8 protein-coding genes are annotated in these 15,256 nt (G+C 53.4%); 5 read left to right on the top strand and 3 right to left on the bottom strand.

The annotated features are described in order from the left end of the window. Positions 1–61: 61 nt before the first annotated feature. Together RDN79_RS17885 and RDN79_RS17880 are read right to left on the bottom strand one after the other, a co-directional pair. The gene (locus tag RDN79_RS17885) at positions 62–880 is read right to left on the bottom strand and encodes a DUF6261 family protein (protein ID WP_298550984.1); all 819 of its coding nucleotides are present in this window, start codon (positions 878–880) and stop codon (positions 62–64) included. A gap of 221 nt (positions 881–1,101) precedes the next feature. Beyond that, entirely contained in the window at positions 1,102–2,067 is a 966-nt protein-coding gene (locus RDN79_RS17880) for a hypothetical protein (RefSeq protein WP_298550982.1), read from the bottom strand. 172 nt (positions 2,068–2,239) lie between these two features. Here RDN79_RS17880 and RDN79_RS17875 point away from each other — a divergent pair, with 172 nt between their 5' ends. Beyond that, positions 2,240–3,814, top strand: coding sequence for a sulfatase (locus RDN79_RS17875; RefSeq protein ID WP_298550980.1), 1,575 nt, complete (start codon positions 2,240–2,242; stop codon positions 3,812–3,814). Here RDN79_RS17875 and RDN79_RS17870 read toward each other — a convergent pair whose 3' ends face one another. Next, entirely contained in the window at positions 3,815–4,702 is an 888-nt protein-coding gene (locus RDN79_RS17870) for an AraC family transcriptional regulator (RefSeq protein WP_298550978.1), read from the bottom strand. Positions 4,703–4,854: 152 nt separating this feature from the next. On the opposite strand from RDN79_RS17870, the gene RDN79_RS17865 reads away from it, so the two are divergent. From RDN79_RS17865 to RDN79_RS17850, 4 genes are read left to right on the top strand one after another with little or no spacing between them, the layout of a single operon-like run. Continuing rightward, a complete protein-coding gene (locus tag RDN79_RS17865; protein WP_298550977.1) occupies positions 4,855–6,228 on the top strand; it encodes a sugar porter family MFS transporter in 1,374 nt (457 codons plus the stop codon). Positions 6,229–6,237: 9 nt separating this feature from the next. After that, entirely contained in the window at positions 6,238–9,537 is a 3,300-nt protein-coding gene (locus RDN79_RS17860; RefSeq protein ID WP_298550975.1) for a DUF5107 domain-containing protein, read from the top strand. Positions 9,538–9,582: 45 nt separating this feature from the next. Next, positions 9,583–12,393: a sugar-binding domain-containing protein gene (locus tag RDN79_RS17855; protein WP_298550973.1), complete on the top strand. Its 2,811-nt coding sequence runs from the start codon at positions 9,583–9,585 to the stop codon at positions 12,391–12,393. Positions 12,394–12,402: 9 nt separating this feature from the next. Beyond that, positions 12,403–15,162, top strand: a complete 2,760-nt coding sequence (locus tag RDN79_RS17850) for a sugar-binding domain-containing protein (protein WP_374044530.1) — start codon at positions 12,403–12,405, stop codon at positions 15,160–15,162. Positions 15,163–15,256: the final 94 nt, after the last annotated feature.

The following is a 15,256-nucleotide window of genomic DNA, read 5'->3' as shown; positions in this document are numbered from 1 at the left end:
TCCGCGTAATCCGTGCCTTAAAGATCGTGATAAAGGAGTTTTGACACACCTCCCTCCTTTTTTACAACTCTCCCGGCCTTTCTTCCTCGCCGCCGCCCGAAGGGGTGGAAGGTTCCTGCTTGTCGGCAGGGGTGAAATTGGGTTTCGGGCCGACGCCGGCGCGTGAAAGCGTGTTTTGCAATTGGAGGATGATGGCGTTCACCTCATCGATGACCGCGCCGATGGAGGTTTCCTTGTCACTGCTTTTCGTTACCAGGAAATTGACCTGGTAGAGGGCGTTGACGGCCGATGCCAGTTCCTTGTAAGCATCGTCCACTTTGGGGCGGATCGACTTCATATTGTCCGAAGTGGTACGTGCGAGGACTTCGGCGGACCGCCCGCTGTAGAGGTCGTTGAAGGCCTTGTTCGCTTCACCCAATTGCGTAATGACGGCTGTCAGGCCGAGCGTGGCGACATCCTCTTTGATGCCTTCCTGCTGCATTTTGTCGACGAAGTCCGTCACGGCAGCCGTGTTGGCGGCGTAGGTCAGACGAGGTGCGTCTTTGTAAGGCGCCAAATGATAGTCCAGCCGTTTGGCGGCTGTGGCAGTCGCCTCGATCGGGCACAGGAGTCCGGTCGTGATGGTTTGCGAAACATACAGGAAAAGGTTGTCGCGCGTTTTGTCGGCTGCTTCGACCTCCGGCGTGTCTTGCAACTTGGCATTGCGCAGGTAGCAGGTGTTTTCCGTGTCGAACAGTTCCTGGTAGGGGGTGCGCAACGTTTCGATTCCCTGTTCGGAAGCGAAATCGAGGGTGATGATACGCAGGATGTCGGAGTGGAACTGGTAGTGCTCGGCGTTGCGGGCACGTGAAAGATCAAATTTCAAATTAATCTGTTTCATGGTGATAAATTTATGGTATGAATAAAATAAATATCTTTTCGGAAGTTCCCGGAATCCCGGAAAATGATTTTTGAAGCTTCCGGAGCTTTCCGCCGTCTTCAAAAATGATTTTTCAGGCTTTCGGAACTTTCCGGCGGTTTGAAAAACGATTTTCGGAGCTTTCGGGAACTTCCGCCGCCTTGAAAAATGATTTTTCGGACTTTCGGAAGTTTCCGGAAGCTTCAAAAATCATTTTCCGGGTTTTCGGGAAGTTCCGAAGCCTCCGCTATCGCCTTCAGCATCTTTTGAAAGAAATCGGGAGGCAGGACAATGCCTTGTTGCATTTCGCGGAGTAACTTGTTCGATTCCTTTTTTTGGTCCAGCGAATCCTGGAGTATTTTTTGCATTGTATCCCAGTGTTCGATTCCTTTTTGGATTTGCTCCTCATAATCGGGTAGGAAGCGGTTGGCGGCTCTCCTAAGATGCCGTTCCCAGATTTTTCTGGCGTTGGGGGTGTTGAACAAGGCTTCGGCCTTGTTTATGTAAGTGTCAAAGTCTTTGTCGAGGTATAGCCCGATTTCTTTGAATTTTCGGAGGAGCGATTCTTCTTCATACACGAGCGCCTTATATTGCGACAGGCTCTCTTGGTCGAGGAATGTGATAAACGTGCGCATATCGCCTTTTTCCTCGGTGACGATCAGTCCTTGATCTGAAATCCAGACTTTCTTGGTCTTGAATTCTTCAGCAGTCCAGTTTGGGGGAGTGAAATTCGTCTTTTTCATGTCCGTCGTGTATCGTTGGAAGTAGACAGCCAAAGGCATCCAGCCCAAGTTGATATTGTTAGGTTCGATGTAACGTTCCTTGTATCGTTGCAAGAGATGAGGGGTTACTATCTCGAGTATAAACTCTGTGGTATCTTTCAGGAAGAGATAATAGACTTGTTCTCCTTTCTGTAGCGGGAGGTAGATGAGGTAACCATAGATCATGCCTCCGTTTGGCTTGCGAGAATGGACGAAGAAGCGCACTTCCCAATTGTTGTGGCGGCGCGTCCGGCACGTCCTGCTTTGCACGACGGAGTGGATCGCTTGTTTGTGTCGTTGTGTTTGGGCGAAATCCTGCAAGCCATATTGCAGCTTTGTCTTTATTTCCAGGAAATCCAGCAACGCTTCGTGGCGGATCTCTTCGTCTGTCATGGTCGATGTAAACATATTTGTCTTTTTTCTGATAAATCTGTTGCTAAAGGTAGGGTTTATTCCGGAACATTTCAGTTTTGTCTTGATTTTTATTTGTTGTCGGATTTTTTTTCTTCGTCCGAGCATCCTTGCCATCGGCACATTATTTAAATTCGTTACTTTTGCAGGGAAAAACAAAAGACATGCCATGAAAACATTGAATCAACTTATCATCGGAGCCGGCCTCCTGGCGACAGCCTCCCCGGTGTCGGCTGCCGGCAAAGCGGAAACGGCCGGCGAACGCCCGAACATCCTTTTCATCCTCTCCGACGACCACACGTCGCAGGCGTGGGGCATATACGGAGGAATCCTGAGCGAGTATGTGAAGAATGAGAATATCCGCCGCCTGGCGGCCGAGGGGTGCGTGCTCGACAACTGCTTCTGCACGAACTCGATCTCCGCGCCCAGCCGCGCTGCGATCATGACAGGCGCCTACAGCCATCATAACGGGGTTTACACGCTTGAAGACGGGCTTGACCCGATGGCGGACAATATCGCCAAGCAGATGCAGCAAGGCGGCTACCAGACCGCACTGATCGGCAAATGGCATCTGAAGAAACAACCTTCCGGCTTCGATTACTTCTGTGTTTTCCACGACCAGGGAGAATATTGGGACCCGCTGTTCAAGACCGCCGAAGGCTGGGTGGACGACGATCAGGGCAAGAGCGGCAAGGTGGAGAAAGGCTTCTCGACCGACCTGGTGACCGACAAGACGATCCGGTGGATCCGTTCGCGCGATAAGGACCAGCCCTTCATGATGTGCTGCCATTTCAAGGCGACGCACGAGCCGTGGGATTTCCCCGAACGGCTGGCGCATATTTATGACGGGGTTACATTCCCCGAACCGGCCAATATGATGGAGTTCGGGCCGGAAGAGTCCGGGCGTACCTTCCCCGGACAGCCGTTGGAGGACATGGCACGCCGGTGGGGCATCGCGTCGAAAGATCCGGATTCGTGGTGGTGCAAGTATCCCGAACTGCCTTTCTCCATAGAAGGGATGAGCAAGGAAGAGGCACGCCGGAAGATCTATCAGAAGTTGATTCGCGACTACCTGCGTTGCGGGGCGGCCATCGACGACAATATCGGCCGCCTGCTGCGTTTCCTCGATGAGGAAGGGCTGGCCGAGAACACGATCGTGGTCTATGTCTCCGACCAAGGCTATTTCCTCGGTGAACACGGCATGTTCGACAAACGCATGATGTTCGAGGAACCGCTCCGTATGCCTTTCGTCATCCGCTACCCGAAGGAGATCCCCGCCGGGACGCGCAACGCCGACATCATCCTCAACACTGACTTTGCCGCCACGCTGGCCGACTATGCCGGAGTGAACGCTCCGTCGTGCAGCGAAGGCCGCAGCTTCCGCGACAACCTGAAAGGCGAGACTCCGCGCGACTGGCGGCAGTCCATGTACTACCGCTACTGGACGCACCATAAGATCCGTCCCGCCCACATGGGCATCCGCAACCATCGCTATAAACTGATGTTCCTCTACGGCGATCCGCTGAATGCGACCGGCTCGGATAAGGCTCCCGTCACGCCATCATGGGAATTTTACGACCTGCTCGCCGACCCGCACGAAAACCATAATGCCTACGGTTCCCCTACCTATGCCGGGGAAATCGAGAAGATGAAACGCGAGCTGTTGCAATTGCAGCGCGAGGTTGGCGATACCGACGCGGCGACTCCCCGGATGAAGGAGATTATGGAGGGGTATTATTGGTAATCACCCTTTCTTCATCTTCTTGTACTCCCGCGGCGGCATCCCCATGATCTTGCTGAAGAGGCGGGAGAAGTAATAGGTGTCTTCGATGCCGATCTTATAGCAGACCTGGTTCACCTTCATGTCGGTGAAGTCTAAAAGCCGGCAGGCTTGCTGTATCTTCAGTTGGTTGAAGTAGGCCAGCGGCGCGTAACCTGTCCGCTGGCTGAACAGGACGGAGAAGTGGGAGGACGAATAGCCTGTGTGGGCGGCGATCTCCTGCAACGTCAGCTTTTTCTCGATGTTCTCCTTCATGAAATGGATGGCAGCCGTCACGATATCGTTCTTTTCCGGTTCGTGGCGGGCGGCGTCACGGTACTGTTGCAAATAGCGCAATGTTCCGAGGTAGTGGTAGAAGATGGAGCAGGCGTATAATAGGTTTTCATGGCTGTAACCCATTTCCAGTGTCCGGAGTATCTCTTCGAACATGTCGATCCGGTTGCTGATGCGGGAGTGCATCCCCGGTTTGATCTCTATCGGGCGTGTGCACTGCCTGGAGAAATGGGGGGCCAGCTTTCCTTTAAAATGAATCCAGTAGATCGTCCACGGGTCCTCCTCGTTGGCCCCGTAGGCATGCGGTTTCCCGGCCGGCAGGATGAAATATTGGTTGGCGGTCACCTGGAATTCCTGCCCTTCCGTCCGGAACCAGCCCGATCCTTCTATGCAATAGATGAAGACGAACTGCGTGATCGGCTCCTGCCGTTCCCGGAAATGATGCCACGCTTTCGGGTAATATCCGATATCGGTAATGTGCAAAATGGAGGAAATAGGGTCTTCCTCCATCTCGTGGATGATGGGCTGTGGAAGGACAAGCGCCCGCTCCCCGCTGAAACCGTCTTTTCTTCTGATCATAATACGTCGATTTAGGAATGATGCAAACTTACGATTAAAATCGGAAGATCGTCCATCTCTATCAATTTTTTATCTATTTATTCTTCCCGCAAAAGGCATTTACTTTGCATCCGTATCTTAATCATTTACCGCAAACTTAATAACTAATTATCATGAAGCAAACAACAGGCTATTTGTTATTGATCTGCCTCGTCTCGGCAATGGGGGGATTGCTGTTCGGTTACGACTGGGTGGTGATCGGAGGCGCCAAGATATTTTATGAACCCTTTTTCAACCTGGAAGGTTCGGCGGCCCTCCGCGGCTGGGCGATGAGCAGCGCACTGGTCGGCTGCCTGGCAGGAGCCTTGCTTTCGGGGGCCTGGAGCGATCGTTACGGGCGAAAGAAGATGCTGATTGCCGCCTCTTTCCTCTTTGTGGCTTCGGCTGTTGGGACCGGGGCGGTAGATCGTTTCTCCTGGTTTATCGTCTATCGCATCGTCGGAGGCTTCGGTATCGGTATCGCCTCGAATGTCTCCCCGGTTTATATAGCCGAGGTTTCCCCGGCATCCGTTCGCGGCAAGTTTGTTTCGCTCAACCAGCTGACGATCGTGTTGGGTATCCTGATGGCGCAGTTGGCGAACTGGCAGATCGGCGAATATTTTACGGCCGGCGGCGAGACGTTGAGCGCGGAAAGTATCGAGTGGGCCTGGCGTTGGATGTTCTGGGCGGAGCTGGTTCCGGCAGGCGTGTTCTTTATCCTCTCCTTTGTGATTCCCGAAAGCCCTCGTTGGTTAGCTATGGCGGGGCAGCCTGCCGAAGCCGGTAAAATCCTGGTGCGTGTCGGTGGGGAGGAATATGCCCGGCAAACGCTTTCCGAACTGGGACAGTTGGACGAAGACAAGAAAGAAAAGGCCAACTGGGGCGCGTTGTTGCAGCCCGGTGTGCGGGGTGTGCTGGTGATCGGGATCGTATTGGCTGTCTTCCAACAGTGGTGCGGGATTAATGTGATCTTTAATTATGCGCAGGAAATCTTCTCGGCCGCCGGCTATGCCGTGTCCGATGTCCTGATGAATATCGTGGTGACAGGGGTGACGAATGTGATCTTTACGTTTGTTGCGATCTATACGGTCGATAAATGGGGGCGTCGCACGCTGATGTTTGTCGGTTCGGCAGGGTTGGCTTTGATCTATACGATCCTCGGGACGTGCTATTTCCTGGGGATCAGCGGTTGGCCGATGCTGTTGCTGGTCGTGCTGGCGATCGCTTGCTATGCCATGTCGCTGGCGCCGGTGGTCTGGGTCGTGCTCTCCGAGATCTTCCCCGTCCGCATACGCGGGATGGCGATGGCGCTCTCCACCTTTTTCCTTTGGGTGGCTTGCTTCGTGCTGACCTATACCTTCCCGATCCTGAACGAGGCGGTCGGCGCTTCGGGCACGTTCTGGCTGTATGGCGGAATCTGCCTCGCCGGTTTCCTCTTCATACGGGCCAAGCTGCCGGAGACGAAAGGAAAGACATTGGAAGAACTGGAAAAAGAATTAACGAAATAACTTTAGAATATGGCAGAGAATGTAAAAGTCTGGGAAGAAGACATCCTTCTCCCTACCTACGGCATCGGTAAACCGGAAAAGAACCCGATGTTCCTGGAAAAACGCGTGTATCAGGGGAGCAGCGGGGTGGTCTATCCCTATCCTGTGATCGAGAAGATCGAAGATACCTGTGAAAACAAGTCCTATCACGCCGTGTATCTGGAAAACGAATATATAAAGGTAATGATCCTGCCGGAACTCGGCGGGCGGGTGCAGATGGCGTACGACAAGATCAAGCAGCGTCATTTCATCTATTACAACCATGTGATCAAACCGGCCTTGGTCGGCCTGACGGGGCCTTGGATCTCCGGGGGAATCGAGTTCAACTGGCCGCAGCACCACCGTCCGAGCACGTTCCTTCCGGTGGATTATTCGATCGAGAAAAAGCCGGACGGCAGTGTGGTCGTCTGGGTGAGCGAAAGGGAACGGATGTTCCACCAGAAAGGGATGGCCGGGTTTACATTGCGTCCGGGGCGTGCGGTCCTGGAAATACAGGGCAAGGTGTATAATCCGACTCCGCTCCCGCAGACGTTCCTCTGGTGGGCGAATCCGGCGGTTGCCGTGAACGAGCAGTACCAATCGGTCTTTCCCGGTGATGTCAATGCCGTGTTCGATCATGGCAAACGCGATGTTTCGCGTTATCCGATCGCTACGGGAACGTATTACAAGATGGATTATTCGGCAGGTGTCGATATCTCCCGCTATAAGAATATTCCCGTCCCCACGTCCTACATGGCGATCCGTTCCCGATACAATTTTGTCGGCGGTTACGAAAACGATACCCGTGCCGGTGTCCTGCACGTCGCCAACCACCATATCTCACCGGGCAAGAAACAATGGACCTGGGGAAACGGTGATTTCGGGAAGGCCTGGGACCGGAACCTGACGGATGCCGACGGCCCTTATATCGAGTTGATGACGGGAGTCTATACCGACAACCAGCCGGATTTCACCTGGCTGCAACCGTATGAAGAAAAGACCTTCACCCAGTATTTTATGCCGTACCGGGAGTTGGGAGTCGTCAAGAACGCCTCTTCCGACCTGCTGATGAATATCGAGCCGGAAGGAGAAGCGCTGCGCTTGAAGATCTTTGCCACTTCTGCACAAAAAGAGTTGCATATCGTGGTCACAAAAGCCGGAGAACGGATATTGGATATTGTCCGCGACGTCACCCCGGAAGCCATCCTGGAAGAACTGCTCCCAAGGGTAGAATTTACAGGCTTAAGGGTATCGGTTTATACCCTTAAGGGAAAACTCCTGCTCTCTTGGGAGCCGGAACCCGATGAAGTCAGAGATATTCCCGAACCGGCAAAGGCGGCTCTCGATCCGAAAGAGATCCGGACGACGGAACAACTCTATCTGACCGGCCTGCATCTCGAACAATACCGCCATGCCACCTATTCCGCTACCGATTATTACCGGGAGGCGCTCAGCCGTGATCCGGGCGATGTCCGCAACAACAACGCAATGGGGCTGTGGCTGATCCGTAAGGGGCAGTTTGCAAAAGCCGAACCTTATTTGCGCCGTGCTGTCAAGACGCTGACGGAAAAGAACCCGAACCCGTATGACGGCGAGCCTTTGTATAATCTCGGATTGTCGCTTAAATATCAGGGTAAGACGGATGAGGCCTACGACTGTTTCTATAAAGCCTGTTGGAATGCGGCCTGGCAGGATGCCGGGTATTATTCGCTGGCTCAACTGTCCGCTTCGAAAGGCAATTGGGAGGAGGCATTGTATGAAATAGATAAATCCCTGCTCCGTAACTGGCATAACTTGCGCGGGCGCCATTTGAAGGCTGTCGTTCTCCGTCACCTCGGACGGGCGGACGAGGCGTTGGCCCTGATCCGGGAATCCCTCGCGATCGACCGCTTCAACTTCGGCTGTAGCTTTGAAGAGTATCTGTTGACGGGCGAGAAGGCTGTTTTGGACGACCTGCTCGTACGGATGCGTTCGGAAGGGCATAACTACGAGGAATTATCGCTCGACTATGCCTCTGCCGGCTGCTTCGAAGAAGCCCTGAAGGTCGTTGAGGCGGCTTTCGAAGTAGTTGTCTCGGAACGCACATTGCTGTATTATTATAAATGTTGGTTCCTATTATCCTTGGGGCGCTTGAAAGAGGCCGAAATGGCGATCTGCGTTGCCGAGCACCAGCCGGCTGACTGCTGTTTCCCGAATGCGCTCGAAGCGATCACGGCTTTGCAAGCGGTGATCCGGTTTACGGATGCCGTGCCTAAGGCCCATTATTACTTAGGCAACCTGTGGTATGACAAACGCCAATATCCCGAAGCGATCGCCGAATGGGAGAAGTCGATAGAGCTGGACGATACCTTCCCGACAGCACTCCGCAACTTGTCCTTAGCCTATTTCAACAAGCTGAATAAACAACAGGAAGCGGTGGCCTTACTGGAAAGGGCGTTTAAGGCGGATATACGGGATGCCCGTATCCTGATGGAATGCGACCAGCTCTATAAACGCTTGAACCGGCCGCATGCCGAGCGTCTGGCTGTATTGGACCTGGTAAAGGAGACCGCCTTCTCCCGCGACGACCTGTATCTGGAATATGTCACCCTGCTGAACCAGTTGGGACGTTATGAAGAGGCGATCCGCATGATCGATGCCCGCCGTTTCCATCCCTGGGAAGGGGGAGAAGGGAAAGTCCCTGCACAGTATCAGTTGGCACGTGTCGAGTTGGTAAAAGCTTGCCTGAAAGCCGGAGAGAATCAAAAAGCATTGGACTTGATCGAAGAATGTTTCATCTATCCTCATAACTTAGGCGAGGGGAAACTCTATGGCGCCCAGGAGAACGATTTCAATTACTACAAAGGCTGTGCCTTGCAAGCATTGGGACGTGAAGCCGAGGCCCGCGAACTGTTCCTGGCCGCCAGCACCGGGAATAGCCAGCCGGCAGCCGCCATGTACTACAACGACCAGAAGCCGGATAAGATCTTCTACCAGGGACTGGCGCTCCGTAAGTTAGGACGTGAAGATGAGGCACGCGGCCGCTTTAACCGGCTGATCGACTTTGGCGAAAAGCATTTGTTCGACACCTTCAAGATGGACTATTTCGCCGTCTCGCTCCCCGATCTCCAGATTTGGGAAGACGACATGGACAAGAAGAACCGCATCCATTGCAACTACCTGATGGGGTTGGGGCATCTCGGACTCGGCAACCTCGACAAGGCGGAACGTTATTTCCACATCGCCGCCGGGATGGATAATAACCATCAGGGAGTACAGATACATCTGAAAATGGTCGGAAACCTTATATAGTGCAATGGACGGACTGATATATGAATTACTTAAACTGATAGGATTATGAAGCAGGTGAACATCTTTTTATTTTGGGCCTCGATAAGCCTGGTATTCTTTCTGTCCTGCAAGGAGACGTCTTCCGAACTGTCTCTGGCAGGTGAGTGGCAATTTGCTTTGGACCCGGCAGATGCCGGAATAGGGCAGGAGTGGCAGAAGAAAGACTTGGCAGACGTTGTCCGTCTGCCGGGCTCATTACAAGAGCAGGGAAAAGGCGAAGAGGTCAGTCTGGACACCCGGTGGACCGGACAGGTGGTCGATAGCTCGTGGTATAATGCGCCCGAATATGCCAAGTACCGGCAACCGGGTAATATCAAGGTGCCTTTCTGGCTGAACCCGGACAAGCATTATGTAGGTGCAGCCTGGTATCGGAAGAAGGTGAATGTGCCTTCCGGTTGGGAGAACCGTCCGGTGGTACTTAGCCTCGAACGGACACATTGGGAGACTACCCTTTTCCTGGATGGCAAGAGAGTAGGGGGGCAGAACTCCCTTCAGACTCCCCACCGCTTTGTCTTAGACGGCCTGCAAGCCGGAGAGCATACGATCACGTTGCGCGTGGATAACCGCCTTTATGCAGAGGTCGGAATAAATGCGCATAGTGTTTCCGACCATACGCAAAGCAACTGGAACGGAATTATCGGGGACATCAAACTGTCGGCAAAGCCTTCCCGGTATATCGAATCCGTCCAAATCTATCCGGATCTGAAGAAAAAGCAGGCCAAATTGAAGATACGGCTGGCTGGAAATGCCGGTAAAGACCATTCGATTCTTTCCTTGCAGGCGGAAACCGCTTCTGGAAAACCTGTCGGTGAATTTGTACAGGTGGAAGTCGATGCGAAAAACTCGGATAACTGTATCGAAGCGACTGTAGAGATGGGAGAAGAGATAAAAACCTGGTCCGAGCATACCCCGAATGTCTACAGGATGAATGTCTTGTTGCAGTCGCCGGATGGGGTTGACAGAAAGGCCTGCGATTTCGGTTTCCGTGAGTTCAAGGCAAACGGTACGCGTTTCGAGGTCAACGGGCAGCCCGTCTTCCTACGCGGTACGCTCGAATGCTGCATATTCCCGCTGACAGGATATCCTGCCATGCAAAATGATTATTGGGCGAAGATCTACCGTACCTGCAAGGAGTACGGCTTGAATCATGTCCGTTTCCACTCCTGGTGTCCTCCGGAAGCCGCTTTCCATGTGGCCGACAGTATGGGAATCTACCTGCAAGTGGAATGCGGCGGATGGGCGGAAGTCGGGAGCGGCAAACCGCAGGACCGGTGGTTGAAGGAAGAGAGCGATCGCATCCTCGAAGAATACGGCAACCATCCTTCCTTCTGCATGATGGTCTACGGCAATGAACCCGGTGGGGCGGACCAGGTGCGCTATCTTTCCGGCCTGGTCGATCATTGGAAGAAGAAAGATCCCCGCCGTGTCTACTCCAGTGCCGCCGGATGGCCGTATGTCGAGAATGCCGACTACTGGAACACTCCCGACCCGCGCATACAGGCTTGGGGGGCCGGTATCAACAGCATTATCAACCGCGAGGCTCCCCGGACGGATTACGATTTTGCCGGCAAGATCCGGACAAACATGCCGACCGTCAGCCACGAAATCGGGCAGTGGTGCGTCTACCCCAACTTCAAGGAAATAGAGAAATATACAGGCGTGCTGAAAGCCAAAAACCTGGAAATATTCAAGGAGACTTTAGCCGATAAAGGCATGGAAGATATGGGAGAGAAATTCCTTTATGCTTCCGGGCGTCTGCAGACCCTCTGCTATAAGGCGGATATCGAAGCCGCTCTCCGTACGCCGGGTTTTGCCGGATTTCAACTGCTTGACCTGCACGATTTTCCCGGACAGGGGACGGCGCTGGTAGGTGTGCTCGACCCCTTCTGGGACGATAAAGGGTATGTGACGGGTGAGGAATACCGCACGTTCTGCAACAGCACTGTTCCGCTGGCCCGTTTCCCGAAAATGGTCTGGTTGAATAATGAGAAACTGGAAGTCCCGCTCGAAATAGCCCACTTCGGCGAGAAGCCGCTTCCCGAAACAACGATCCGCTGGACGTTTTCGACTGCGGACAAACAGGTCTTGAAGGAAGGTTCTTTCACGCGTGAGCTGCCCATCGGCAATTGCTTACCGGCCGGGACGATTGGCTGCGACCTTTCTGAGATCAAAGAACCTTCCCAACTTCTTGTCTCTGTCCAAATTGGGGATACGGATATACGGAATCAGTGGAATATCTGGGTCTATCCGGCAGTGAAAAAGACGGTCGATAATCTCCCGTATATCACGACACGCCTGGACCGTACGGCGCAGGATAAACTGGATAAAGGGGAATCCGTCCTGCTGCTGACCTACGGGACCGTCCCGCCTGAAAAGGGAGGCGACATAGCCGTCGGCTTCTCCAGCATCTTCTGGAATACGGCTTGGACCCGTGGGCAGGCTCCGCATACGCTTGGCGTCTGCTGTGATCCGAAACATCCGGCATTGGCCGCTTTCCCGAATGAGGGAGTAAGCGATTACCAATGGTGGGATCTGATGAACCGTTGCGATGCCATGATCTTGGATGATTATCCGAAGGATTTCCGCCCGATCGTCCATATCGTCGACGACTGGTTTACGAACCGCAAACTCGGAATGCTCTACGAAGCCCGTGTCGGAAAAGGCAAACTGTTGGTTTGTGGCGCCGACCTGCAAAACGATTTGGATAAACGCCCGGCAGCAGCTCAGTTCCGGCAGAGCCTTCTGGAATATATGGCATCCGGATCGTTCAACCCATCGCAGGAGTTAAAAATAGAAGACGTATTGTACTCTAAATAGGAGCAAGGAATGAAAAGACTCTCTATGTTATTGATCGGTCTGTTTGCCTGCCTGACAGTTCAGGCGGCACAGACCGACCGGATGGATCTTTCCGGGCTGTGGCGTTTCCAACTGGATCCGATGGGATTCGGCAAGACTCCCGGATCGGAATTGTATTTGAGTAAACTGACGGAAACGATCGAACTGCCCGGCTCTATGGACGAAGGGGGCAAAGGGATCCGGAATATCGTGGCACATGTGGACCGCCTGAGCCGCAAGTTCGAATATTGCGGACAGGCGTGGTATCAGCGTGAAGTCGTGATACCCGAAGAATGGGAAGGACGAGAAATCATCCTCTCGCTGGAACGTTGCCATTGGGAAACAGCCGTTTTTGTGGATGGCGAACCGGTTGCGACCGATGAACGGCTTTCCACCCCGAACCGCTTTACCTTGACAAGACAATTGACACCCGGCTTGCACACCCTGACGCTCTGTGTAGACAACCGCCTGAAATACCCGATGGACCAGTGGAACCACGGGACGACCGAATACACGCAAACCAACTGGAACGGAGTAGTCGGCCGGATGGAACTCATAGCCAAGCCGTCTTGCTATATCGGGAAGATGGATATTTATCCCGATATCGAAGCGAAGAAGATAAATGTACACCTCGCCCTCCACGCTTCCGGGAACCCGGTAAAGGGAGAACTCACCCTCCGTATCCGGAAGAAGGACGGTAAAGAAGTCTGCCGGGCAGTAGTCCCCGTATCTCTTTCCGGCAAAGAAGGCAAGATCGAGCAGGAGCTTGTCTTAGGCAAGGATATGAAACTGTGGGACGAGTTTTCCCCCGCTTTATATGATTTGACTGCTACTCTTGCGACGGAGGCAGGCGAGGACACTTACACGTCTGCCTTCGGCATGCGCTGCGTGGAACAAGGCCGGCATCATATCCGTGTGAACGGTCGCGACATCCACCTGCGCGGTGTCCTGGACTGTTGTGTCTTTCCGCTCACCGGCTATCCGGCTACGGATGTGAAGGAGTGGAAACGCATCTTTCATACAGTGAAAGACTACGGTATGAACCATGTCCGCTTTCATTCCTGGTGTCCGCCGGAGGCTGCTTTCGATGCGGCAGACGAATTGGGACTGTATCTGCAAGTCGAACTTCCGATGTGGATCAAGGATGTCGGGCAATACCCCGCCCGCCGCGATTTCTTCGAGAAGGAGATGTATGCTATCCTCGATGAATATGGCAACCACCCTTCCTTCATCCTCTTTTGCAATGGCAATGAGAACGAAGGCGACTTTGCTGTCCTCGAAGACCTCGTGAAGAAAGGGCAGGCCCACGACAACCGCCGTCTCTATTCCGCCTCTACGGCTCGCACGCATGTGAAGTCTGACCAGTATTATACTTCCCACGTGGCTGCCAATGTCGGAGAAAAGAACAAACGCTGGATCACCGTCTACGAAGGCAAACCCTCTACCGACTGGGATCGCGGCGAAGAGTCGGCCATCGACGTGCCGGTCATCGCCCACGAAACGGGGCAGCGTTGCATGTACCCCAACTTCGAAGAGATGAAGAAATATACAGGCATATTGGAACCACGCAACTTCAAAGTCTATCAAGACCGGCTTGCCAAGAATGGCATGCTTCATCAGGCAGGTGATTTCTTCCGTGCCACCGGCGCTCATACCGTCCTCCAATATAAGGAAGTGAATGAAGCTTTGTTGCGTACCTCTACTTCCGGCGGTTTCCAGTTGCTCGGTCTTTCGGATTTTCCCGGACAAGGGAGCGCCTTTGTCGGTATCTTGGATGCTTTCTGGGAAAGCAAAGGGCTGGTAACCCCTGAGAAATACCGCGAGTCATGTGGACCGGTCGTCCTGTTGGCGCGTCTGCCGAAGCGTACCTATACAAATGCGGAGACCTTTACCGCGAAGATGGGTATCTATCATTTCGGTCCCGAAGCGATCCGCAAAGGCCAACTGGCCTGGCGACTCGAAAGCGAAAGCGGAGATGTTACGGCAAGCGGTAAGCTAAGCCATAAGGAAATCCCGTTCAGTACGGTCGATTCTTTAGGTAGTATCCATATCCCGTTGGACAAGATCACGACCGCCGGACGCTACACCCTGAAAGCGCGTATCGCCGGAAATATCCGTAACGAATGGGATATCTGGGTCTATCCTGCCGTCAAGCAGCCTGCGTCCGAAGGTTACAAATACGTCCGCCGGTGGACCGAAGCGAAAGAACTTCTTCAAAAAGGCGAGAACGTCCTGCTGATCCCGGATAGCTGCGCCGGACGGAAGACGCATTTCGCCAGCCACTTCTGGAACCCGATCATGTTCAACTGGAACCCGATGATCGTCGGAACGCGCATCGAACACCGGCACCCGGTTTTCCGTGACTTCCCGACCTCCTACTATGCCGACTGGCAGTGGTGGGACATCCTGAACTACGCCACGGCTGTCGACCTGACCGATATGCGTGCCTTGACTCCCGTTATCCAGAGTGTCGATACCTACGAGATCAACCGCAAGCTCGGTATCTCGTTTGAAGCCCGTGTCGGTAGCGGCAAGCTGTTTGTCCTCACGGTCGATCCGGTTAAGGATATAGAGAAACGCCCGGCCATGCAACAACTGTTGGCATCGGTTCGCAACTATGTTGCCTCCGACCGTTTTGTCCCGGCAGTGTCCTTGCAACCGTACGAACTCGATGCTTTGTTCGATTACGGCAAGATCCATAGCACTGAAACCCGGTCTGGCGAAGCCATTAAGCAATTATTAAATCAATAAATTCTTCGTTGTTTGGAGGAGGCAGTTCACTCCTCCAAACAACGAAGCCCCGAAGATGTCGATCACCTTCGGGGCTTGTTTTCTGTATGCTTTC

This window comes from uncultured Parabacteroides sp., from assembly GCF_902493135.1.
In the GTDB taxonomy this organism is placed as follows: Bacteria; Bacteroidota; Bacteroidia; order Bacteroidales; family Tannerellaceae; genus Parabacteroides.
The sequence above is the reverse complement of the archived record's forward strand: the minus strand, read 5'-3'. Positions and strand labels throughout refer to the sequence as shown.